Source organism: Ferrovibrio sp. (assembly GCF_017994015.1).
Lineage (GTDB): Bacteria > Pseudomonadota > Alphaproteobacteria > Ferrovibrionales > Ferrovibrionaceae > Ferrovibrio.
Genome location: NZ_JAGOLP010000019.1, coordinates 1 through 23,186, shown reverse-complemented (window position 1 = coordinate 23,186; position 23,186 = coordinate 1). Strand labels below are relative to the sequence as shown.

Here is a 23,186-nt window from a genome sequence, read left to right as displayed (position 1 = left end):
ATAGACGGATTTCAGCTAATCGGCTGCGTCGGCAGCCGTGTCCTTGTTGGACGAATCTTTATCGGCCTGGGCGGCCTCGATCTCGCGCGCCTTGGCCTCAACCAGGCGCACCAGATGCTGCACGATATCCTCGTTTTGCAGCCGGTGTGCCGGCTGGCCGGCCAGGTAGACCTGATGCGAACCCTTGCCGCCGCCGGTGAAGCCGATATCGGTTTCGCGTGCCTCGCCGGGGCCGTTCACCACGCAGCCGATCACGCTCAGGGTCATCGGCGTGGTGATATGGCCCAGGCGCTGTTCCAGCACTTCCACGGTCTTGATCACGTCAAATTGCTGGCGCGCACAGGACGGGCAGGAAATCACGTTCACGCCGCGATGGCGCAGGTTCATCGATTTCAGCATGTCGAAACCGACCCGCACTTCTTCCTCGGGCGCCGCCGAGAGTGAAACGCGCAAGGTGTCGCCGATGCCAGACCACAGCAGCATGCCCAGGCCGATGGAGGATTTCACCGTGCCGATACGCTGGCCGCCGGCTTCGGTGATGCCGATATGCAGCGGATAGTCGCAGGCTTCGGCCAGGCCCTGATAGGCGGCCACGGCCAGGAACACATCCGAAGCCTTCACGCTGATCTTGAATTCGCGGAAATCATGGTCTTCCAGGATGCGGGCATGGTCCATGGCGCTTTCCACCATGGCTTCCGGGCAGGGCTCGCCGTATTTTTCCAGCAGGTGGCGCTCCAGCGAGCCGGCATTGACGCCGATGCGCATCGAGCAGCCATGGTCTTTCGCCGCCTGCACCACCTCGCGCACCCGCGCCGCCGAGCCGATATTGCCCGGATTGATGCGCAGGCAGGCAGCGCCGGCCCGGGCCGCCTCGATGGCGCGTTTATAGTGGAAATGGATATCGGCCACGATCGGCACCCGGGCCTGGCGCACAATCTCTTTCAGCGCGGCGGTGGATGCCTCGTCGGGGCAGGAAACCCGCACGATATCGGCGCCGGCCTCCTCGCAGCGGCGGATCTGCTCCACCGTGGCAGCCACGTCGCTGGTCAGCGTGTTGGTCATGGTCTGCACGGTGATCGGCGCATTGCCGCCCACCGGCACCTTGCCGACAAAAATCTGCCGCGACTTGCGCCGCATTATATCGCGATAGGGCCGGATGCTCATGATGGGGCGTAACATGGCGCCTTTGCGCCAGACTGGCAAGCCGCGCTATTCGACTTTGAGCGCCCCTTTGAGCGCCGCCGGATCAAGCGGCAGGCCACGCTTCACTTCGCCGGTTTCGCCCAGCCGGGGCAGGGCGGTGCCATCCAGCAGCACGCTCACCCCGCCGGCGTTGCCGGTGGCCAGGGTCAGCCCGTCGCGGTTCGGCACGCTGTAGGTTTCGCCCGGCGCCATCAGCCGGGTGAACAGGGCCTCATTATTGGGGCCGCGCACCTGTACCCAGCTCATGGTATCGGCGCGGATCACCAGCCGGCCGGCATCATTGCCGCCGAAACGGGCCGGGGTGGGCGCCAGGCCTGTTGTTGCCGGGGCGCTGATAGGGATCGATATGGTGGTGCTGGCCAGGTTTGTGGCCGGGGCTGAGGTCTGGGCCGGGGCAGCAGCCGGGGCCGGACTGGCCGCCTGGGCCTGTGTGCTGGGCGGCATCGGCGCGGTTGGCAAAGCCGCGGGGGCCGGGCCAACCGAAAGCTGTGCCGGGGCCGGCGTTGGTGCCGGGGCAGGCGCAGAAGCCGGGGCCTGGGCCGGCAGCGGCGCCGGGATCGTGGCGGCAGCGGCCGGGGCTACGGGCGCGGCGGCAATCATCGGCGCCGGGGGCGCGGCGGGAGCTGTAGTCGGAGCCGGCGACGTGGCGGGGGCCGCAGCGGGAGCCGTGGCGATTTGTGGCGCCGGGCGCGGCGTGGCCATGATCGGGGTGGGCGGCGGCACCAGATTGGCCAGCCGGCTTGGCACCGCCTTCACCAGCTCGGCGCCGCTGCGGAAAGTTTCCTGATAACGATACCATAGGGCATAGGCGCCCACAGCCACCGCCAGGGCAGCCAGCACCAGCACAAAGCGCGGCGTGCGCGCTTCCGGGCGCGGCATCGGAAACACCAGATCCTGACGTTGCCGTGCCAGATCGCTTTCCTGCTGGAAACCGTTCACCACCTGCTCGGCATCCACGCCCAGCATTTCGGCATAGGTGCGCAGGAAGCCGGTGATATAGACCGGGCCGGGCAGCTCGATGAAGCGGCCTTCCTCGATGGCCTGAAGATGCTTGCGCCGGATGCGTGTGCGCGCAGCTACGTCCACGAGCGACAATCCCTGCCGCTCCCGCACAACCTTCAGGCTGTTGCCAACGCCCTCATAGGCGCCGGACGAAACTTGCACCGGGCTCTCGCCCGCATCGCTGCTCATCGCGGCCTTATCCTTTTGAACTTATCCCTTTGAACTAGAATACAGGGACCATATCATTGTCAAAAGACCGTACACAACCGAAAATTGAGGGGGTGTGTGCCTAGACGATTACACCATTTTCGCGCGCATATTCTTCTAATCTGCCGCGCAGGCTGTGGTCGGGCAGATAATAAAGCCCTTCCAGAAATTCCGCAAGCGAGAGCACATCCAGGCTGCGCAGCATCTCCTTCACCGGGCCGATTGCATTGGCCGGCATGGAAAGCCGATCAAAGCCCAATCCGATCAAAGCCATAGCTTCCAGCGGACGGCCGCCCATCTCGCCGCAGAGGGTGAGCGGCTTGTCATGGCTTTTGCATTGCTGCACCACCCAGCGCAGGAAGCTGAGCAGGCTGGGGCTAAGCGGATCATAGCGATCCATCATGCGCGGATTGCCCCGGTCAGTAGCGAATAGAAATTGCATCAGATCGTTAGAGCCTACCGAGACGAAATCCACCAAAGGTAGTAGGGCGGGCAATTGCCAGGCCAGGGACGGCACTTCCAGCATGGTGCCGACCTTGATCTCACGCGCCACCGGCTTCTTCAGCGCCTTCAGTCGCGCCACTTCGCGGTCGAGCAATTTGCGCGCCCGTCTAAATTCGTCAACTTCTGCAATCATCGGAAACATGACATGCAGCACGCGGTCTTCCGCTGCCTGCAACAGCGCGCGCAACTGCACTTTCAGCAAGGCCGGGCGATCCAGCGAGATGCGGATGGCGCGCCAGCCCATCGCCGGATTTTCCTCCGGGTGTTTGGCCAGATAGGGCAGCACCTTGTCGCCGCCCACATCCAGGGTGCGGAACACCACCGGCCGGTCGCCGGCATGCTCCATCACGCGGCGATAAATCTGCTGTTGCGCTTCCGCCTTGGGCATGGTCGGGCGCACCAGGAACTGCAATTCGGTGCGGTAAAGCCCGATGCCATCGGCATTGGTTTCATCCAGATGCGCCAGATCAATCAGCAGGCCGGCATTGACCAGCAGCGCCACCCGTTTGCCATCGCGGGTCAGCGGCGGTTCGTCGCGCTGTGCGGCATATTTTGCCAGCCGGGCCTGGCGCAGTGACAGGCTCTGTTCAAAGGCGCGCACCACATCCGGGCCGGGGCGCACAAAAATCTGCGCATGGTCGCCATCCACCACCACCTGGTCGCCGGGTTCCACACGCGCAATCACACCGCCGATGCCGCCGATCACCGGAATGCCCAGCGCGCGTGCCACGATGGCGACATGGCTGACACTGGAGCCTTCCTCCAGCACCAGGCCCTGCAAGCGGCGGCGGTCATAATCCAGCAATTCCGCCGGCCCCATGGCGCGGGCGAACAGGATCGCGTTATCGGGCAGGTTTTCCGCTGCGCTCTTGCCGCTCTTGCCGGAAAGATGCAGCAGCAGCCGGTTGGCCAGATCGTCGAGATCGGCCAGGCGTTCGCGCAAATACGGATCGGTGATCGCCTGCATGCGATGGCGCGTATCGCCCTGCACGCGCAGCACGGCGGCTTCGGCGGTCAGGCCGGATTCCACCGCCACATGCAGCTTGTGCAGCCAGCCGGTGTCATGCGCAAACATCTTGTAGGTTTCAAGCACGTCGCGGCTTTCGCCTACAATGTCGTTATCCGGCGCTTCCAGCATCTGGTTGACATGATCGCGCATCGAGGCCACGGCGGCATCGAGCCGGCTTTTCTCCAGCGGAATGTCGTCGGCGATGGTCTTTTCGATATGGATGCGCGGCTCGTGCAGCACCGCCTGGCCGATCGCCAGACCTTCCGACAGCGTGCGGCCATCGGCGCGGAATGGCAGCGACGGCGCCCGCGCCACCGCCGCCACATCGTCGGCACCGAGCAACTGGCCGGAAGCCACCATCTCGGCCAGCACCATGGCGATGGTTTCGAGAACTTCGACCTCTTCCTCGGAATACTGCGTGCGGGTCTTGTTCTGCACCACCAGCACGCCGATCACGCGGGCATCGCGCTGCAACGGCACGCCGAGCAGCGAATGATAGATTTCTTCGCCGGTTTCCGGCTTGTAGGCGAATTGCGGATGGTTCTGCGCATCGGCCAGCGCCAGCGGGCGAGCATGGGCGGCAATGTCGCCCACCAGGCCTTCGCCCACTTTCAGCCGGGTCTTGTGCACCGCTTCGGGGTTCAAACCCTCGGTGGCGTAAAGCTCAAGCTCGTCATTGCGCAGCAGATAGACCGAGCAGACTTCCGCCACCATGTTGGCGGCGATGGAGCGCACCACTTTGGCCAGGCGTTCGTCAACGCTGCCGGCATCCGCCATCACCTCGCGCAGGCGGCGCAGCAGGCCGCGGGGACCGGGCGAGGGCGCGCGCGCAATCATGCCACACCATCCAGGATGTTATCCCGGATCGCATCGCAGGCTTGCTCAGCGCCCCCTCGATACATCAGGCCCCCACATTGCCCAGCCCCGCTCAGTCGGCGTCGAGGCCAAAAGCGGTGTGCAGCGAGCGCACCGCCAGTTCGGTATATTCAGCGGCGATCAGCACGCTCACCTTGATTTCCGAGGTGGTGATGGCCTGGATATTGATGCCCTTGTCGGCCAAAGCCTGAAACATGGTATGCGCCACGCCGGCATGGCTGCGCATGCCCACGCCCACCACGCTCACCTTCACCACATTCTTGTCCGGCACCAGCTTGGCCCAGTCGAGCGAGCCTTTCAGCTTCTCAAGCTGCGCCACGGCGCGATCCAGATCAGCGCGGCCGAGCGTGAAGGTCATGTCGGTCTTTTTGCCGTCTTCCGAGATGTTCTGCACGATCATGTCAACATTGATGCCGCCTTCCGACAGCGGGCCGAAGATCGCGGCGGCAATGCCGGGGCGGTCGGCCACGCCGATCAGCGTGATCTTGGCCTCGTCGGCGGAATAGGTGACACCTGAAACGATCTGCTTTTCCACGATCTCTTCCTCATCCACAACGAGCGTGCCGGGCTGATCGGCAAAGCTCGACAGAACCTGCGTGCGCACCCGATGGTTCATCGCCATCTCAACCGAGCGGGTTTGCAGCACCTTGGCGCCCAGCGACGCCAGTTCCAGCATTTCCTCGTAGGTGATCTTATCCAGTTTGCGGGCTTTTTTCACGATGCGCGGATCGGCGGTGTAAACCCCGTCCACATCGGTGTAGATGTCGCAGCGTTCGGCGCCCAGGGCTGCGGCCAAGGCCACCGCCGAGGTATCCGAACCGCCGCGGCCCAAAGTGGCGACGCGGCTTTCCGGGCCAACACCCTGGAAACCGGCCACCACGGCCACGGTGCCGTCGCTCATCGCCTTCAGCAACGCCTCGGCATCAATGCCCTCGATGCGCGCCCGGCCATGCATGCCATCGGTGCGGATCGGGATCTGCCAGCCCTGCCACGACCGCGCCTTCACCCCCACCGCCTGCAAGGCGATGCTGAGCAGGCCGGTGGTGACCTGTTCGCCCGATGCCACCACCACGTCATATTCACGCTGGTCATGCACCGGATCGATCTGCTTGCACAGATCCACCAGTTTGTTGGTTTCACCCGACATGGCCGAGACCACCACCGCCACCTGATGGCCGGCCTCAACCTCGCGCTTCACCTTTTGCGCAACATTCTTGATCCGCTCCACCGAGCCGACCGAGGTGCCGCCGAATTTCATTACCAAGCGCGCCATGCGGCTCGATCCCGTATGCTGTTCCGTTATAGACTGCCCCGGTTCCGTCCCTCTCGCCAGGGGCCCCTCCCCAGGGCCATCGCCCGAGGCGAGTGCCCATAGCGGGTGACGGGCGGAAAAAGGCGCGTATTAATACGCTTGCGCCGTCCGTTAAAGCAAGCCGAGAGGCGAGATAAAGTTGCCCAGCATGAGCATCCAGGCCGCGAGTATAGACCCCGAGGAAATCGCCCGGTTTTCCGCTCTTTCAGCCGAGTGGTGGAACCCCGCCGGCAGCTTCCGGCCATTGCATCGGTTCAATCCGGTGCGGCTCGGCTATATCCGCGATGCGGTGGCCGCGCATTATCGCCGTGACCCGCTGGCGCCAAGCCCGCTTGCCGGCCTCGGCCTGCTCGATATCGGCTGCGGCGGCGGCCTGGCGGCCGAGCCGATGGCGCGGCTCGGCGCCGCCGTGGTCGGGGTTGATGCGTCGGAAAAGAATATCGGCGTCGCCCGCCACCATGCCGCCGAATCCGGCCTGGCCATCGATTACCGCTGCACCTCGGCGGAAGCCCTGGCCGCCTCAGGCGCACAATTTGATGTCATCCTGGCGCTGGAAGTGGTGGAGCATGTCGCCGATCCGGCCGGCTTCTTCCGCTGCCTCGGCCAGATGCTCAAGCCCGGCGGGATTCTCATCGGCGCCACCCTCAACCGCACGCCCAAGGCCTATGCCCTGGCGATTGTGGGCGCCGAATATATCCTGCGCTGGCTGCCGAAAGGCACGCATGACTGGAAAAAATTCCTAAAACCCCATGAGCTCGCCAAGCTGATGCGCGATGCAGGCCTCAATGTCAGCGCCGTGGCCGGCGCCAGCTACGATCCCTTAAGCGAAAAATGGTCAATCACCCGCGATACCGGGGTGAATTACCTGATGGTGGCTGTGCGGCGGTAGATTTGGATCACGAAACAAGCGTTTATTGAAACGCTTCAGGCTTATTTGTTCATAAAGCGTTCGTTTTAAGTGCGTTTTTTGTTAGTTTTGATGCCTTCCCTCTTTTTTGCCCACCCGCGCCTGCGCTATTAGCGCCGGGCAGCTCCGCAGCAGCCGGAAAAGGGCGAAGCTTGCAGCAATCCTGTCAGCCAGCCTAGCCAGTCATGCTGCATAAATCCCTCAACCACCATGCCGGCGCGAGTATGGCAAAGCGGCAATATTTCCGAGACGTTTTGCATCAAACACGCCCCGCGCGTTTTGCCCCGGCTTAAGTAATAAGGCTGTTTTGCCCTGGAATGCCCCTATCGGTGCCGCAATGTCGGTGCCCCATGGCTGCGTTATCCGATCTGAAATCCGACAAAGGAGACGAGCCATGTTGTACTGGGCTGTGGTGTTTTTCATTCTGGCGCTGGTCGCCGGCCTGTTCGGTTTTGGCGGCCTGGCCGCCACGGCGGGCGGCATTGCGCAAATCCTGTTCTTCATCTTCCTGGTGCTGTTCCTGATCTCGCTGGTTTACAGCCTGCTCACCGGGCGGCGCCCGCCGATGCCGTAACGCAAGGCCGGTGTTTTTTGAGCCCATGTGTTTTGAGCCAAGTCAAGGCCGTGTCATGGTTGTGGGGTAGAGTGGCCCCATGACCATGCGCGACCCCAATCCGCCCGATCTGGACAGCCTGTTTGTTGATCCGCCCTGTGATGCCCAGGTGGAGACACATATTTCGCGCATCTATCTGGCCGGCGCGTTTGCCTACAAGCTGAAATTGGCGGTGACGCTGCCCTATCTGGATTTCTCCAGCCTGGCGCAGCGCCATGCGGCGGCGTTGCGCGAGGTGGAACTCAACCGGCGCACCGCGCCCGAGCTGTATCTCGGCCTGCGCGCCGTGTTGCGGGCCGAGGATAGCCGGCTCTACCTGGCTTCCGCCGAGGCAAGTGCGCAGCCCGGCAGCATCGCTCAGGCGGTGGAATGGCTGGTGCAGATGCGCCGCTTCGATGCCGATGCCACGCTGGATCGGCAATTGGCGCTCGGCCGCCTGACCCCGGAACTGATCGACGCGGTGGCCGAGGCGGTGGCGGTGTTTCATGCTGAGGCCGCGCCTGTGGCCCGCGATGCGCCCCGTGACGCCCTGGCCGGCATCAAATCTGTGGCGGCAATGAACCGGCAGAGTTTCGCCGCCTTGCCTGCCGCCAGTGATCTATCCGCCAGTTCAGTGGCAGCCTTGCTGGATGAAACCGACGCCGCCATTGCGGCTGCGGCGCCGCTGCTGGCGCAGCGCCAGGCCGGCGGTTTTGTGCGGCGCTGCCATGGCGATCTGCATCTGCGTAATATCTGCCTGCTGGCCGGCCGGCCGGTATTGTTCGACTGCCTGGAATTCGACGACGCCCTGGCCGAGATCGACACGGCTTATGACATCGCCTTCCTGCTGATGGACCTGCTGGCGCGTGACCGCATCGACCTGGCCAATCGCGCCCTCAATCGCTATCTCGAATGCTGCCAGGATTATGCGGCTCTGGCCTTGCTGCCGCTCTATCTGTCGCTGCGCGCCGCCATCCGCTGCCATGTTGCAGCACTCAAGCCGGTAGAGGCTGCCGAAGCCCGGCGCTATCTGGCCCTGGCGCGGCGCTGCTTGCGGCCCGGCAGCCGGCGCCTGCTGGCTATCGGCGGCCGTTCCGGCACCGGCAAGACCACGCTGGCCCGTGCCCTGGCGCCGCTTTGCGATGCGCCCTGCGGTGCCGTGGTGCTGCGCAGCGACGTGATCCGCAAGCAGCTATGCGGCGTGGCACCCACCGAACGCCTGCCCAGCGAGAGTTACACCCGCGCCGCCAGCGCCCGGGTTTATGCCGAAATGCTGACCCGCGCCCAGGCCGTGCTGGCGGCCGGCAGCCCGGTGCTCCTGGATGCGGTGTTCGGCCAGACCGGCGAGCGCCAGGCCGCCGCGCAACTGGCGCAGCAGCAGGAAGCGCCGTTTCGCGGCCTGTGGCTGGAAGGTGAAACGGAAATGCTGGCAGCCCGGGTCACGGCGCGGCAGGGCGATGCCTCGGATGCCACCGCCGCCGTGGTGCGCCGGCAGGATTTTGCTGCGCCGGGCGAGGATTGGCGGCATTGCAACGCCGCCCTGCCGCAGGCCGCTCTGGTGGCTGATGCGGCGGCCTGGTGCGGCCTGAACTGAAACACTCTATGGCCGCAGGCGCAGGAATGGCACCGGCTGGTCAAAGCCTTTCAGTTCGGCCACTTCCTCACTCTGGCTGATACCATCCAGCACCGGCCGCACAGCAGGGTCCTGGCTCAGGCTTTGCGACAGCACAATCTCGCCGCCACGGCAACGGCCTTGCAGGCGGGCGGCCAGGTTCACCGCCGAGCCGAAATAATCCAGCCGGTCGTTGAGATTCACCGCGATGCAGCGGCCGGCATGCAGGCCCATTTTCAGGGTCACGGCTTCCAGCGTCGGGCGGCCCTCGCGCGCGGTCTTGGCATGGAACTTGGTGTTGAAGCGATGGATGCCGCGCTGCACGCCGATGGCGGCGCGCAAAGCCTGGGCCGGATCGGCAAAGGCCGCCATCACCGCATCACCGATGGTTTTCACCAATGTGCCGTCGCAGGCGCGCACTTCCTCGGCCAGAAAGGCAAAATGCCGCCGCACCATGCGATAGGCGGCGCCGTCGCCGATGCGTTCATAGAGCGCGGTGGAGCCTTCCAGGTCGGTGAACAGCAAAGTCACATGCTCAATCGCCACGGTTTCGCCGGGCCGCAGCACCTGGTTGGGCAGCAGGTCGCGGAAGGCCTGCAAGGTTGTCACTTCATGCGCCGTCACCGCTTCGTTGCGCCAGCCCCGATCCTCGATCACCAGGGTCAGCCGGCGGGTTGTGCGGTTTTCCAGGCGCAGGCAACCGGCTGGCGCAGGCGGCCCGGGCGTGATCGTGAAACTGCCATTGCCCGGCCCCGGCAAGGCCAGCAGGGCCGGGAAGCCGCTGCCAGCGCCAAGGCTGATGCTGGCTTCGCCACCCGGCTCCAGCGCGCGCAGGCGATAATCGCCGGGCGGCAGGTCGGCGGCCAGTTCGCGGCTTTCGCCGGGATCGAGGATTTGCTGCACCAGGATATGGCGCGAAACATGCGGCCCGCCCATGCAGAATTCGCCGATTGCCAGCGGCCGCAGGTTGAGCGCCGGCTGGAAGGCGATTTCCACATTGCGGGCAAAATCGCCGTCATAAACAATGTTGCAGGATGGGCAATGCGCCTGGCCCGGCAATTCGGCCAGAGTGGAAACCTGGCTCTTGGCGCCGCCGCAGCGTGGGCAGAGCAGGTTCCAGCTCATGCTCAGCATGCCGCGTTTGGTGGCATCCAGGCAGAGTTCCAGCACATGGCGCAACGGCGCTTGCCAAGCAGTGGCCAGCCGGCGCGGTCGCATCCGCACCAGGTCCACTTCCTGCGCCGTTTCGATTTCCTGCGCCAGCTTTTCCGCCAGGCCATGGCCATAGCCGCCGCTGGCCAGCGCCTGGGTCAGGCTGCGCAATCTTTCCGCAGCGCCGGGCGGGGCGGGCGGCGGTGTGTAGTCAAAAACCAGCGGCCGGCTGTGCTGGGCAAAGGCCGCCGCCTGGCGCAGCATGGCTTCGATAGCCACGCCGGATTTGCGCATGAAGCCGCTGAGAAACAGCAATTGCCCGAGCAGCCCGCGCGGTGCGGCGGCCAGGCGATAGGTGATGCGGCTGCCGCCCTGTTCCGGCGCCAGCACAAACCGCACCGCCAGATGGCGCAGCGGTCCGCTGCGAAACAGCCGGCGCTGCTGAAACCACTGCCCGGCAAGCCATTCATAGGGTTCCTCATCCCAGGAAACCCGGATGCCCTTGTATTCCGCTTGCGCCAGCCGGCGCACCGAACCATCGGCATTGGGGCTTTCTGTCACGGTGTAGCGCGGCGTGCCGGCGGCTTCGTTGAAGCGGGCAGTATCGGAGAGCAGCGGCCACAGGATGTCTGGCGGCACCGGCAGATGCCACACCCATTCCTGCGCCTTGCCTGGCGGGCTAGTGATCATACCGGGGAAAATAGCATGGGCGGCGCCAAATCCAGCCCTTAATCACTCGCTTGTGACGCGATGATTACTGCGCCTGTTGCGGTTGCTGCGGCAGCAGGGAGGGCGAGATGTCCATCGGCTTGGCGGTGCTTTGCTGCGGCTGCGGCTTCTTATCAAAGCTCTCCACCACGGCATTCCAGCGGTTTTCGGGCGGCTGCATCGGCATGGGCGGATCGGCCAGTTCACGCGGCGCTGTGGGCAATGAGCGGCCGGCCAGCATGTAGGGGTCGCGTTCGCTGTAACAATCCACGCCGCCCAGGGTCTTGAAACAATGCACCTGTTCGCGGTCGGTGGGTTTGTATTTGCTGGAGCAGAATTCGCCGGCTTCCAGGAAGTTGAAAAAGCCGCATTCCACGTCGTAGCGCTTCTCAACCTTCTTCACCAGATATTCGGCGCCAAGGCCCACCGCGCCGGTGGTGCCGGCAGGGGGCAGCGGGGAGGCGCAGGCGGCAAGCGCCAGCGGCAGAAGCAGCAGAAGGGCGAGACGTTGGATCATCATGCCCGGCATCCTAGCCCACGCCGCTGAATCGAAGGTTAAGCGACAAGGTTAACCGGCACTTAATTCTGCCCGTCATGCGGCAGCAGGATGCGGAAAGTGGTGCCCAGCGGCCCGGTGCGCGCCAGTTCCAGTTCGCCGCCATGGCCGCGCGCCAGTTCCCGCGCAATCGCCAGGCCCAGCCCGGTGCCGCCCTGGCGCGCACCGCCGCGAAACGCTTCGAACAGATGGGCGCGGGCCGGCTCGCTCAGGCCGCCGCCGGTATCGGCGATCTCAATCGCCACGCGGCCATCATGCACCGTGGCATTGAGGCGGATTTCACCGCCCTGCGGCATTGCCTGCAAGGCATTACGCAGCAGGTTGAGCATGATACGGTAGAATTGCTCCGGGTCCACCCGCAGCACCAGATCGCCCGGCACGCGGTTTTTCCAGGCCAAAGCAGTTTGTTCCGGCAGGCCGAGCGCGGCAGCCACATCCTCGCAGAAATCATGGAGCGGCAAGGCTTCCGGCTGCGGTGGGCGTTCCTCGGCCTTGCCATAGCGCAGGGTCTGGGCGCAGAGCGCAATGGCGCGATCCAGGCTGTCCACCAGCCGCGGCGCAGCCTGGCGCACAATCGGATCGTCGGATTCCGCCAGGCGGTCAGACACCAGCTGCGCCGAGGCCAGCATGTTACGCAGATCATGGCTGATCTTGCTCACCGCGATGCCAAGCTGGGCCAGGCGCTGGCGCTGGGTGAGGGCCTGGCGCAGATCCTGCTGCATGGCGCGCAATTCGCGTTCGGCCAGGCCAAGCTCGTCCTGCCGGGTTGACGGCTCGATGATCTGGCGCACATCCTCGGGCGCGGCGCGGAAGCCGACAATACTGCGCGTCAGCCGCTGCATCGGCGCCACCAGCAGCCATTGCAGCGCGCAATAAACCAGCATGGCGGCAAAGCCGGATATCGCCAGCGACACCCAGAAGATGCGGCCGGAGAAATCACGCATCGCCTGCACCAGCGGCGCCGAAGGCAACACCACCTCGATCTCGGTATCGGGATAACGCGGCGCCGGCCCAACCACGCGCAAATAGGGATCAACCTGGCCGGCCAGCAGCATCAGCGCATCGCCAATGGCTTCCCACCACATCCAATGGCTGAGATCAAAGGCCGGCCCCAGCATCGGCAGATCCTGGCGATCCGACAGCATCAGCGCACGGGTGGAATTGCGCCGCATCGCCACCAGCTTGGCATCCACGCCGCGCAGCAATTCGTCTTCCAGTTCCTCGCTCACCATGGCATCGGGCGCCGCCACCAGCGACAAGGCCGCCAGGCTGGCCAATTCGATCTTGGCTTCAAAATACGACACCCGGAACCGCGCCGCCGAAGGCAGGTAGAGCATCACTTCGGCCAGCATGACAAAAAACAGCGTCAGCACCAGCAGCCGGCGCGACAGGCCAAAACGCGGGCTGGCCATGCCCGCCGGTTTGGTTCCGGCCGGCTGGTGTGTGGTAAGCTGCTCCGTCTGTGGTGGCTGCGTATCCGACACTGTCATGTCGTGTTACATAGGGCGTGGTCTTGATTTCGCCCAATTTTGACAGCATTCAGGGTGGATTGCACCCCCCGGGGCGACTATTGGCCGGCTTGAGCCGCACCGTCGAGGTTTATGATGCGCTTGTTATTACTGTTGCTGCTTGTTGTTTTTCAGCTTGCCGGCCCGGCTTTGGCCCAGGCGCCAGACGATCCGGCCCGTGACCTGGATCGTATCGAACGCCAGCTCAATGATCCGCGCCTGGATGATGCGGATTTTGACCGGCTGCGTAAGGCGATCGAAGCCCAGCGTGACAGTATCACCAAGCTGCGCGCCACCCAGCGCGATGAGGCCACCGCAGCGCAAAGCCTGCTGGATGCGCTGGGGCCGGCCCCGGCCGAAGGCCAGCCGCGCGAAAGTGCCGCTGTGGCGGAAACCCGGCGCCAGCTGACCCAGCGCGTGCAGCGCGCCCAGGATGCGCTGAAACAGGCCGATCTGGGCCTGGTCCGGGTTACCGCCCTGCAGGAAAAACTCGGCGCCGAATCGCGTGAGCAATTCACCCGCCGGCTGGCCTATCGCGGCACCTCGCCCCTGGTGCCGGAATTCTGGGGCAATGCCCTGGCCGACCTGCCGGCTGCCTGGCAGGAGGCAATGCTGGGCCTGGCGCCAGAGGCGTTGCCCGGCCGCACCACGCTGATCCAATCGGCCTTGGTCAGCGGCGTTGTGCTGCTGCTCGGCGTGCCGATGGTGGCCTGGCTGCGGCGCAAACGCGGCATTCATGGCAATGTGATCGCGCCGCCGGATGATCAGCGCAATGTTGCCGCGCTGATTGAATGGCTGCGCCGCGCCGCCCTGCCGGTGGTGGCTTTGTGGGCGGCTTATGCCGTGGTGAATGCCAATGGCTGGCTGGATGCCGGGCCGTTTGGCGTGCTGGTGGCCAATCTGGGCTATGGCCTCAGCCTTGGCCTGCTCACCACCGGCCTGGCCAATGCGGCGCTGGCGCGGCGCCATCCGGCCTGGGCCTTGCTGCCGCTGCCGGGGCCGGAAAAGCAGCGCCTGCTGCGCCGGGTGCGCGGTTTTGCCCTGGTAGCTTTGCTGGGCGCGCCGCTGGCGGGTTTGCTGGCCGGCCCTTATGCCGGCGCGGCCGGGCGCGACCTGGTGATTGGCCTCACCACGCTATATTTTGTCGGCTTTGCCATGGCGGTGGCGGATCGTGGGCTGTGGCGGCCGCTGCAATCCAATCTGCGCCGCCTGGGCGTGATCTGGTATGCCGTGATTGGCATAGGCATCCTGTCGCTGCTGGCGCTGCTGCTCGGCTATTTCACCGCCGGGCGTTTCCTGGCCAGCGGTATGCTGCTGTCGCTGCTGGCGCTGGATACCTACCTGCTGCTGCGGATTGGCTGCCGCGATGCGCTGAAACTGGCGCCGCCGCCGCCGCCGCTTGATCTGAGCGATGGGCAGAAGCCGGGCAGTGAAACCGCCCGCCAGCTTGGCTCCACCGGGCGTTTCATGGCCGGCCTGTTCATCGACATGGCGTTGCTGCTGGGCCTGATCGGCGCGTTGCTGCTGGCCTGGGGCATGGATACCGTCACGCTCGGCTCCTACGGGCTGCAACTGATCTATGGCATCACGATCGGCTCGGTCACCTTGTCGCTGCTCAATGTAATGGCGGCGATTGTGCTGCTGTCGCTTGGCGTGGCGCTCACCCGCTTCATCAGCGGCGGCTTGAATGCGCGGCTGGAAGGGCAGACCCAGATTGATGTCGGCGTGCGCAATTCCATCGTCACCGGCGTGTCCTATCTCGGCTATCTGCTGGCCGGCATCCTGGCAGTGGCCACGCTCGGCCTCGATCTCTCCAACCTGGCGATCATCGCCGGTGCTTTGTCGGTCGGTATCGGTTTTGGCTTGCAGAATATCGTCAACAACTTTGTCTCCGGCCTGATCCTGCTGATCGAACGGCCGGTCAAGGTCGGCGATTGGGTGGTGGTGGGCGGCAAGGAAGGCTATGTCCGCCGCATCAATGTGCGCTCCACCGAACTGGAAACTTTCCCGCGCGCCTCGGTGATCATCCCGAATTCGGAATTGATCGCCTCGTCGGTGATGAACTGGACGCATCGCGACAAATTCGGCCGCATCGATATCGAGATCGGCCTCGCCTATGGCTCGGATGTGGACAAGGCCGAACAGGTGCTGCTCGAATGCGTCAAATCACATCCGGAAATCCTGGCTTATCCGCCGCCCTATGTGGTGTTTCGCAATTTCGGCGAAAGCGCGCTGAATTTTGCCATACGCGGCCATATCGCCAATGTGGAACGCCGCATGGGCGTGGAAGGCGAAATCCGCAAGGCGATCTACAAAGCCTGCCTGCGCAACGATATCAGCATCCCCTACCGCCAGACCGACGTGCATCTCGCCGATCTTGACCGGATCGAGGCGATGCTGCGCAATCTGCGCGACACACGGCCGCCCAAGGCGGAAAGCGGCGAGGGCGAAAAGTGATGCTGTCGATAACCGATCTGCGCGCGCCCTGGCAGGCCGAGCAAACCCTGCCGATTGTGTTCAATCACGGCATCGGCACCAATCGCCATGTCTGGAGCGGCTGGCTGCCGCATGTAGCCGCACGGCATCGCTGCATCGCTTATGATCTGCGCGGCTATGGCGAAGCGCCGCGCCCGGCCGCCGATGCGCCCTGGCGGCTCGACGATCTGGTGGCCGATCTGATCGGCCAGCTTGATCGTCTCGCTATCGCGCGGGCGCATCTGGTTGGTGAATCGGTCGGCGGCACCATCGCTTTGGCCGCCGCAATCCGGCATCCGGATCGGGTCGCCAGCGTGGCGATGAGCAATGCCGGCTATCGCGGCGGCAGCATCACCAATGTGGCGGCCTGGCGCCAGGTATTTGCCCGCGATGGCGTGGCGGCGTGGAACCAGAGCATGATGCAGCGCCGCTTCGGCGATGATTATGCCAATGATCCGGCATTGGATCAGGCCGCGCTTGCCTGGTTCAGCCAGGTGCAGGGCGCCAGCGATCCCGATGTCACCGCCGGCATCGGCGAAATGCTGGTCGCCGTTGATCTCAGCGACGGCTTGCGGCAATTGGCGGCGCCGCTGCTGGTGCTGTTGCCGGATGCCAGCCCGTTTGTGCCGCTCAGCACCGGCGCGGAAATCAAGGCGTTGCAGCCACGCGCCGAAATCCGCGTCTTCCCCGGCCTGCGCCACGGCCTGCTCTTCATCCGCCCGGCCGAATGCGCGGCAGAATTGCTCGCCTTCTACCGCCGCTGGGGGTTTTGAAGCCTCACCGGCTCTCCCGGCGCCACATCAGCATCAGGCCGGCGATGCCGAGTGCCAGCATCAGCAAAGCGGGGGCGAGCGGGGTCAGCACAAGGCCGGTGACAACGTAATCCTGCTGCCGGATCAGGCCGAGCCAGTTGCGCCCGGCGGCTTCGCGCAGGCTGCCATTGCGGCCCTTGTCGAGCAGGCGGATATCCGGCATGCCGTCGCGCTGCCAGACCACGCCGCCGCCGGATGCGCTGCTGATCGGGCGCAGCTTGTCGGGCGTGGCGCGCACATCGGCGAATTCACGCGGGTTGACCGCGCCCACAGTGGCCAAAGCCTCGCGCTGGCCGTCGCGGATGCGCCAGATGCCGGGCAGGGTGGCGCCCACAGCGCCGGTGGCCAGGCCATCGCCGCGTTCCTCAAGCTGCAAGGGCTGTTCCACGCCATCGGGGCGCTGCACCGTCACCGGCTCGCTGCGTGGTTTCAGGCTGCGGCGTTCCACCTCGATGCGGCCATCGCGGGCTTCGGCGCGCAGGGCTTCTTCCTCCAGATCGGGTTCCTTCATCAGCCAATGCGCCAGCCGGCGCAGCAATTCGGCCTGCGGCCCGCCGCCCTCGAAGCCGCGCGACCAGAGCCAGATATGATCGGAATAGACCTGCGCCACGCGGCCTTTTTCCACCCGGTCGAGCAGCAGCAGCGGTTCGTTATTCGGTGTCTGCATCAGGGTTTCGCCGCGTTTGGCTTCCACCATCACGGCGCGGAACCAGCGGCTCCAATTCGGGATACCGCCCGGCTCGCCGGCACCGCTCAGATTGGCAGTGACCGGATGGCGCCGCCCGATATCGGAAAGCCGCGGCACAAAGGGTTCGTTGCGCACCTGGCCGGTCGGGCGGCCGGGGAAAACCTCTGAAAGCGGCGTGCGGTAGAGCGACAGCGGCGTTGCATAGGCCGGGCCGGACACTTCCAAAAGCGCGCCGCCGCGTTCGACATAACGGCCGATATTCTCAAAATACGCCGTCGGCAGAATGCCGCGCCGCCGATAGCGATCAAAGATCACCAGGTCGAATTCATTCAGCTTGATCTCAAACAGCTCGCGGATCGGAAAGGCGATGAGCGAGAGTTCGCGGATCGGCGTGCCATCCTGCTTGTCCGGCGGCCGCAGAATGGTGAAGTGCACCAGATCAACATTCGGATCGGCTTTCAGCAGGTTGCGCCACACCCGTTCGCCGGCATGCGCCTCGCCGGTCACCAGCAGCACACGCAGGCGATCACGGATGCCGTTGATCGATAAAGCGGCGCGGTTGTTGAGCGGCGTCAATTCGCCCGGCACCGGCGGCACATCCAGTTCGATCAGGCTGCGGCCGGCGCGTTCAAGCTTGAACGGGATGGTGACATCGCGGCCCACCGGCACACTCTGCGAAAAGCTTGGCCCATCCTGCTGGCGGAAACGTAATTCGGCCATCTCGCCCGGCAATATGCTGCTGTCTTCCACCCGCAAAGTCAGGGTCAGCGGCTGGTTCAGCATGCCGAAGGTCGGCGCGTTTTTCACCACCAGCCGGCGGTCGCGTTCATCCGGCCGGCCTGACAGCAGCACATGCAGCGGCGCGCGCGTCAGCTCGCCGGCAGCGGCAAGCTCGGGGATGTCATGCACCTGGCCATCGGTGAGCAGGAAACTGCCGGCCAGGCGGTGGCGCGGCACATCGGTCAGCGCCTGATTGAGTGCCGAAAACAGCCGCGTGCCTTCGTCGCGCCGGGCGCTGTCGGCATCGGCGGCGCCGGCGCGCACCACACGCAGTTCCAGATTGGGCAGCGCATTCAGCTTGTCGGTCAGCGCCGCCAGCGCCTGCTCGGTCTGCTGCCGGCGCTCGCCGATCTGCTGGCTCGGGCTTTCATCGCTCACCACCACGGCAATATCGGGCAGCGCATCGCGCTCTTCCTTGCGCGCCACCGGATTGGCCAGCACACCCAGCAGCAGCAGGGCGACAAGGCTGCGCAGCAAGGTGCCGCGCGCGCGCCGCAGCAGGCCATAGCCGGTCAGCAGCAAAGCCGCGCCGGCCAAAACCCACAGCACCGCCTCGGGCAGCAGCGGCGACAGGATCAGCGTGGTGGCGGGGGCGATTTCCATGCTAATTGCCCAAGCGTTCCAGCAGGGCCGGGATATGCACCTGGTCGGCCTTGTAATTGCCGGTCAGGGTATACATCAGCAGATTGACGCCGAAGCGATAGGCCAGTTCGCGCTGGCGCGGCGTGTTGGGCTGGGTCGGCGCCAGCGGGCGGCCTTGCGGGTCCACCGCCCAGGCCGCAGCCCAGTCATTGCCGCCGATCACAAATGAGGTGACACCATCCTTGTCGCCGCCCGGATTACGCTCCACCCAGATCGGCCCGCCGCCATAACGGCCGGGAAAATCCTGCAACAGATAAAACGCCTTGGTCAGCACATGGTCATCCGGCACCGCCATCAGCGGCGGAATATCCAGCCGGCCGAGCAATTGCCGCAGCTTCTCGGTGCCGGGGCTGGCCGCGGTGCCGGCAAAGGGCAGGCCCTGGTCGCGGGTGTCAAACAGGATCAGGCCGCCGGTTTTCATGAAGGTATCCAGCCGGCGCAAAGCCTGGTCGGAAAGCAGCGGCTGGGTGGCGGTCATCGGCCAGTAGAGGAACGGCAGCAGTGAAATGTCGTCGCTTTCCAGATTGACGCCGATCGGTTCGGCGGCCTCGATCGAGGTGCGGCGGAACAGCACTTCGGTCAGGCCATAAAGCCCGGCGCGGCTCAGATTGTCGGTCACGGCATCGCCGGTGATGACATAGGCCAGGCGCAGATCCATCGCAGCGCGCAGCACAAAATCCTCGGCCGGATTGTTTGCCATCGCCGGCGGAGCGCGTTCAACACCGGGCCGGCGCTGCTGTGCCTCGGCGGCAGCGGCGCAAAGCAAAGCCAGCAGCAGGCCGGCGGTGGCGGTGCGGCCGGGCAGGCGCGGCAGCAGGCCGCGCAGCCACAGGCCGATCAGCCAATCGGCCAGGAAGAGCAGCACGGCCAGCGCCATCAGCCAGGGCATCAGGCGGGTTTCCTGGCCGGCCTGATCCAGATTTTGCAGCCGCACATCATTCGGCCAGCGGGTGATCGCCAGCGGTTTGGTTTCGGCATTGGCCAAGTTGATCGCCTGGCGCGCATCCCAGCGGCCGTAATAACCCGGCGGCTGGCGCGGCCCAAGCTGCGCCGGCTGGCGCGGATTCAGCGGCAACACCGCCGGGCCGGGTTCGCTGGCGCGGCCAAAGCCATCCAGCATGCTGAGTGGCGGCAAAGCCGGCTGTGCCTCGCCGCCGGCATCGGCGCCCACGCCTTGCGACAGGTCCACCACCTTGCGCAGCAGGTCAACAAAAAAGCCGGAAAGCGGCAGATCGCTCCACAGGCTGTTGGCGGTGGTATGCACCAGGATCAGCCAGCCCTTGCCGCGCCGCTCGGCGGTGATCAGCGGTGTGCCGTCTTCCAGCCGCAGCCAGGTCTTGTCGCCCAGATTGGGGTCTGGATCGGCCAGCACCTGGCGGCTCACGGTCACTTCCGGGCTGACGGTCAGGCCCTGCAACGGGCTATGCTCCGGGATCGGCCCCAGTTTCAGCGGCTGCGCCCAGGACAGCGCGCCGCCCAGTTGGCGCGAACCCTGGCGCAGTTTCACCGGCAACAGATTGTCGCCGGTTTCGGCCATGCGCGGGCCGGCAAAACGCAGCAGCACGCCGCCGCGTTCCAGCCATTCGCTCAATTGCCGCGCCTCGCCGGCCACGATGGTGCCCACATCGGCCAGCACGATCATGGCGATTTCGCGTTCCAGCAACTGGCTCACATTGCCCTGGCGCAATTCGGCAAACGGCGACAAGGCGCGGTCGAGATAAAACAGATCGGCCAGCAAAGGCTGGCGCTGTTCCAGGCCAGCGCCGGAAATCAGCCCGACGGGTCGGCGGCGCCAGCGATCATCCAGCAATTGCACAGCACCGGCGCCATGCTGTTCCTCAATCTCCAGCCGCGCCAGCGTGTTGCGCAATTCGGTCGGCAGGTTGAGCTGCGCCGTGGCTTCCAGCGCGCCATCGGCAAAGCTGATCGGCTGACGCGCCAGCACGCGGCCCTGGTCGCTCACAGCCCGCAAGGTATAGCTCTGCGCCGTGGCGGCGCCATTGGCTGGTGCGGCGCGGCGCAGCAGCAGGGTATCGCCCTGGGCATCGGTCTGCGGCGGCAGCAAGGCCAGGGCCGTGTCGCCGGCGCGCGGCTGCGTCACCGTCACACCGCCAAGCCAGAGCAGCTTTTCCGCCAGGGTGAAGGCGGCTTCGCCATTGCCATCTTCGGCCAGGCCATCGCTGAGCCAGGCCACTTCGGCATTTTCCGGCAGCTTGGCGCGGTTCAGCGCGGCGGCCAGTTGAGCGCGGTCACTGGGCCAGGGTTTTGGTTGCAGGCCATTCAGCAGCGGCCGCAGGTCATTGGCCGGCAGCAACGGCCCGGGCGCCATCGGCTCGGCATTGGCCGGCGGCGCCGTGGTGATCAGCATGGCGCCACGGCCTTCGCGTTCGGCACGATCCAGCAGCGCATTGGCGCGTTCGAGCTTCTCGCGCCAGCGCGGCGCGGCGGCCCAGCCGTCATCCAGCACCAAAACCAGCGGGCCAGTGGTGGTGCGGGCGCGGTCAGGGTTCAGCAACGGCTCGGCCAGGCCCAGGATCACCAGCGCGGCAATCAACAGCCGCAGCAGCAACAGCCATAGCGGCGTATGCGCCGGGGTCTCTTCCTTGGGCCGCAATGCCAGCAGCAGCCGCAGCGGCGGGAACTGCACCTGTTTGGGGCGCGGCGGCGTGATGCGCAGCAGCCACCACAAGGCCGGCAGGCTGGCCAGCGCGGCCAGCGCCCAGGGGGTGGCAAAAGCCAGGAAGCCGAGAGACAACATCAGCGCCGCCTGCCTTCCCGCATATTGCCGCCTTCCAGCGCCAGATACAGCGCCATCAGCAAGGCTTCCGCCGGCTTGTCGGTGCGGTGTTTGATATGATGCCAGCCCAGGCGGCGGCAGATATCAGCCAGGCCGGCCTGATGCGCGGCAAAGGCGGCGCGCCAGTCATCGGCCAGGGTTTCGGCGCGTGGCGCCAGCATTTCGCCTTCGCCTTCCAGGCCCAGAAAGCGCGTGCGGCCCTTATAGGGAAAGTCTTCCTCGGCCGGATCAACAATGCGCACCACGCAGCCCTTCACACCCTGATCGGCCAGCCCGCGCAGCCGCGCTGCAATCTCGGGCAACGGATACAGGAAATCGCCAAACAACACCGCCTGGCCATGGCGCGGCAAGGCGGCCGGCGGCGGCAGGCTGGCAGCGGCGCGTTCGGCGTCAGTGCCGGCCAGCACGCTCTGGCGTTGCAGGGCCAGGCGTTCGGCCATACGCGGCAGCACGCGGCGGCCGGCACTCGGGCGTTCCGGCGCGCCCAGCAAGGCCACCCGCTCGCCGCCGCGCAGCAACAGGCTGGCGCAGGCCAGCACCAGCAGATCGGCGCGCTGGTCCTTGCGCTCCAGCGCCTGCGGCGAGGCCCAGGCCATCGAAGGTGAGGGGTCGCGCCACAGCCACACACTTTCTGCGGCTTCCCATTCATTCTCGCGCACAAAGGCCTGCATGCGCTTGGCAGTCTGGCGCCAGTCAATGCGGCCGATACTGTCGCCTGGGCTATAGCGGCGGAATTGCCAAAAGGCATCGCCGGCGCCGGTGCGGCGGCGGCCATGCACACCTTGCTCCACGGTGGCGGCGACCCGTTCGGCGGCCAGCAGCAAAGGCGGCAGGAAGGCGGCGAAATTTTCCGCGCGGTTCACAGAATCCGCATTGCCCGGCATAACGCTGCCTGCCGTGGCGCTGCTTTTCTGCGCAGCCTTTTGCTGGGAAACGGCCGCTGCCGTCATGCCTAGCGCAACGGCTGGGTCAGGCGATTGATCACATCGCCCACGCTGACGCCTTCGGCGCGGGCGGCAAAGGTGAGGGCCATGCGATGGCGCAGCACCGGCCCGGCCAGGGCCAGCACATCTTCGATCGAGGGCGCGAGGCGGCCTTGCAGCAGGGCGCGGGCGCGCACTGCCAGCATCAGCGCCTGGCTGGCGCGCGGGCCGGGGCCCCAGGCCACCAGGGTCTTGATCTCGGCGATATCGGTTTCTTCCGGCCGGCCGGCGCGCACCAGATGCAGGATGGCATCCACCACACTTTCGCCCACCGGGATGCGCCGCACCAGGCGCTGCGCCGCGATCAGATCGGTGGCGCTCAGCACCGTCGGCACCGGCTCCTCGGCGGCGCCGGTGGTGGCAAACAGCATGCGGCGCTCGGCTTCGCGATCCGGGTAGCGCACGTCAATTTGCAGCAGGAAACGGTCAAGCTGGGCTTCCGGCAGCGGATAGGTGCCTTCCTGCTCCAGCGGATTCTGCGTTGCCAGCACATGGAACGGCGCCGGCAGATCATGCCGCGTGCCGCCCACGCTGACCTGGCGCTCCTGCATCGCCTGCAACAGGGCGGATTGGGTGCGCGGGCTGGCGCGGTTGATTTCATCGGCCATCAGCAACTGGCAGAAGACCGGGCCGGAAATGAAGCGGAACGAGCGGCGGCCCTGCTCGTTTTCCTCCAGCACTTCCGAGCCGACAATATCCGCCGGCATCAGGTCGGGCGTGAATTGCACGCGGCGGGCATCCAGGCCCAGCACCTTGGCCAGGGTTTCCACCAGCTTGGTCTTGGCCAGGCCGGGCACGCCCACCAGCAGGCCATGGCCGCCGGCCAGCAGCGTGACCAGGCTTTCCTCAACCACATCATTC

At 65.6% G+C, this 23,186-nt stretch carries 16 protein-coding genes; 5 read left to right on the top strand and 11 right to left on the bottom strand.

Going from position 1 to position 23,186, the window contains the following annotated elements:
* Positions 1 to 15 precede the first annotated feature (15 nt).
* From ispG to KBB36_RS11410, 4 genes are all read right to left on the bottom strand, one after another.
* A complete protein-coding gene (gene ispG, locus KBB36_RS11425; RefSeq protein ID WP_290980532.1) occupies positions 16 to 1,164 on the bottom strand; it encodes a flavodoxin-dependent (E)-4-hydroxy-3-methylbut-2-enyl-diphosphate synthase in 1,149 nt (382 codons plus the stop codon).
* A gap of 45 nt (positions 1,165 to 1,209) precedes the next feature.
* The gene (locus tag KBB36_RS11420) at positions 1,210 to 2,394 is read right to left on the bottom strand and encodes a helix-turn-helix domain-containing protein (protein ID WP_290980446.1); all 1,185 of its coding nucleotides are present in this window, start codon (positions 2,392 to 2,394) and stop codon (positions 1,210 to 1,212) included.
* A gap of 100 nt (positions 2,395 to 2,494) precedes the next feature.
* Positions 2,495 to 4,762: a phosphoenolpyruvate--protein phosphotransferase gene (gene ptsP / locus KBB36_RS11415; RefSeq protein WP_290980443.1), complete on the bottom strand. Its 2,268-nt coding sequence runs from the start codon at positions 4,760 to 4,762 to the stop codon at positions 2,495 to 2,497.
* 91 nt (positions 4,763 to 4,853) lie between these two features.
* Entirely contained in the window at positions 4,854 to 6,074 is a 1,221-nt protein-coding gene (locus KBB36_RS11410; RefSeq protein ID WP_290980441.1) for an aspartate kinase, read from the bottom strand.
* Between the two features lie 187 nt (positions 6,075 to 6,261).
* Between KBB36_RS11410 and ubiG the strand changes: the two genes are divergently transcribed.
* The 3 genes from ubiG to KBB36_RS11395 all read left to right on the top strand — a co-directional run bounded on the left by ubiG (position 6,262) and on the right by KBB36_RS11395 (position 9,206).
* Positions 6,262 to 7,002 carry a bifunctional 2-polyprenyl-6-hydroxyphenol methylase/3-demethylubiquinol 3-O-methyltransferase UbiG gene (gene ubiG, locus KBB36_RS11405; protein ID WP_290980438.1) on the top strand — a complete coding sequence of 247 codons (741 nt, stop codon included), beginning with the start codon at positions 6,262 to 6,264 and terminating at the stop codon, positions 7,000 to 7,002.
* Between the two features lie 412 nt (positions 7,003 to 7,414).
* The gene (locus tag KBB36_RS11400; RefSeq protein ID WP_290980435.1) at positions 7,415 to 7,594 is read left to right on the top strand and encodes a DUF1328 domain-containing protein; all 180 of its coding nucleotides are present in this window, start codon (positions 7,415 to 7,417) and stop codon (positions 7,592 to 7,594) included.
* A gap of 79 nt (positions 7,595 to 7,673) precedes the next feature.
* Positions 7,674 to 9,206: a bifunctional aminoglycoside phosphotransferase/ATP-binding protein gene (locus KBB36_RS11395; RefSeq protein WP_290980434.1), complete on the top strand. Its 1,533-nt coding sequence runs from the start codon at positions 7,674 to 7,676 to the stop codon at positions 9,204 to 9,206.
* A 6-nt stretch (positions 9,207 to 9,212) separates the two neighbouring features.
* Here KBB36_RS11395 and KBB36_RS11390 read toward each other — a convergent pair whose 3' ends face one another.
* The 3 genes from KBB36_RS11390 to KBB36_RS11380 form a co-directional block, all read right to left on the bottom strand.
* Positions 9,213 to 11,066: an adenylate/guanylate cyclase domain-containing protein gene (locus KBB36_RS11390; RefSeq protein WP_290980432.1), complete on the bottom strand. Its 1,854-nt coding sequence runs from the start codon at positions 11,064 to 11,066 to the stop codon at positions 9,213 to 9,215.
* Positions 11,067 to 11,130: 64 nt separating this feature from the next.
* Positions 11,131 to 11,604 (bottom strand): hypothetical protein, encoded by a 474-nt coding sequence (locus tag KBB36_RS11385; protein ID WP_290980430.1) that lies wholly within the window; start codon positions 11,602 to 11,604, stop codon positions 11,131 to 11,133.
* Positions 11,605 to 11,663: 59 nt separating this feature from the next.
* Positions 11,664 to 13,052, bottom strand: a complete 1,389-nt coding sequence (locus tag KBB36_RS11380; protein WP_290980429.1) for a HAMP domain-containing sensor histidine kinase — start codon at positions 13,050 to 13,052, stop codon at positions 11,664 to 11,666.
* A gap of 210 nt (positions 13,053 to 13,262) precedes the next feature.
* On the opposite strand from KBB36_RS11380, the gene KBB36_RS11375 reads away from it, so the two are divergent.
* Complete coding sequence (locus KBB36_RS11375) at positions 13,263 to 15,605, top strand: DUF3772 domain-containing protein (protein ID WP_290980427.1); 2,343 nt, start codon at positions 13,263 to 13,265, stop codon at positions 15,603 to 15,605.
* Positions 15,605 to 16,396: an alpha/beta hydrolase gene (locus KBB36_RS11370; protein ID WP_290980424.1), complete on the top strand. Its 792-nt coding sequence runs from the start codon at positions 15,605 to 15,607 to the stop codon at positions 16,394 to 16,396. Before KBB36_RS11375 ends, KBB36_RS11370 begins: the two co-directional genes overlap by 1 nt.
* A gap of 4 nt (positions 16,397 to 16,400) precedes the next feature.
* Here the strand turns inward: KBB36_RS11370 and KBB36_RS11365 are convergent, their stop codons facing one another.
* The 4 genes from KBB36_RS11365 to KBB36_RS11350 form a co-directional block, all read right to left on the bottom strand.
* Positions 16,401 to 18,506, bottom strand: coding sequence for a hypothetical protein (locus KBB36_RS11365; protein ID WP_290980421.1), 2,106 nt, complete (start codon positions 18,504 to 18,506; stop codon positions 16,401 to 16,403).
* A 1-nt stretch (position 18,507) separates the two neighbouring features.
* Positions 18,508 to 21,303, bottom strand: a complete 2,796-nt coding sequence (locus KBB36_RS11360; protein WP_290980418.1) for a DUF4159 domain-containing protein — start codon at positions 21,301 to 21,303, stop codon at positions 18,508 to 18,510.
* On the bottom strand, positions 21,303 to 22,205 hold the full coding sequence (locus KBB36_RS11355) for a DUF58 domain-containing protein (protein ID WP_290980415.1): 903 nt from the start codon (positions 22,203 to 22,205) through the stop codon (positions 21,303 to 21,305). The genes KBB36_RS11360 and KBB36_RS11355 overlap by 1 nt, the downstream gene beginning before the upstream one ends.
* An 89-nt stretch (positions 22,206 to 22,294) precedes the next feature.
* The gene (locus KBB36_RS11350) at positions 22,295 to 23,179 is read right to left on the bottom strand and encodes a MoxR family ATPase (protein WP_290980529.1); all 885 of its coding nucleotides are present in this window, start codon (positions 23,177 to 23,179) and stop codon (positions 22,295 to 22,297) included.
* Positions 23,180 to 23,186 lie beyond the last annotated feature (7 nt).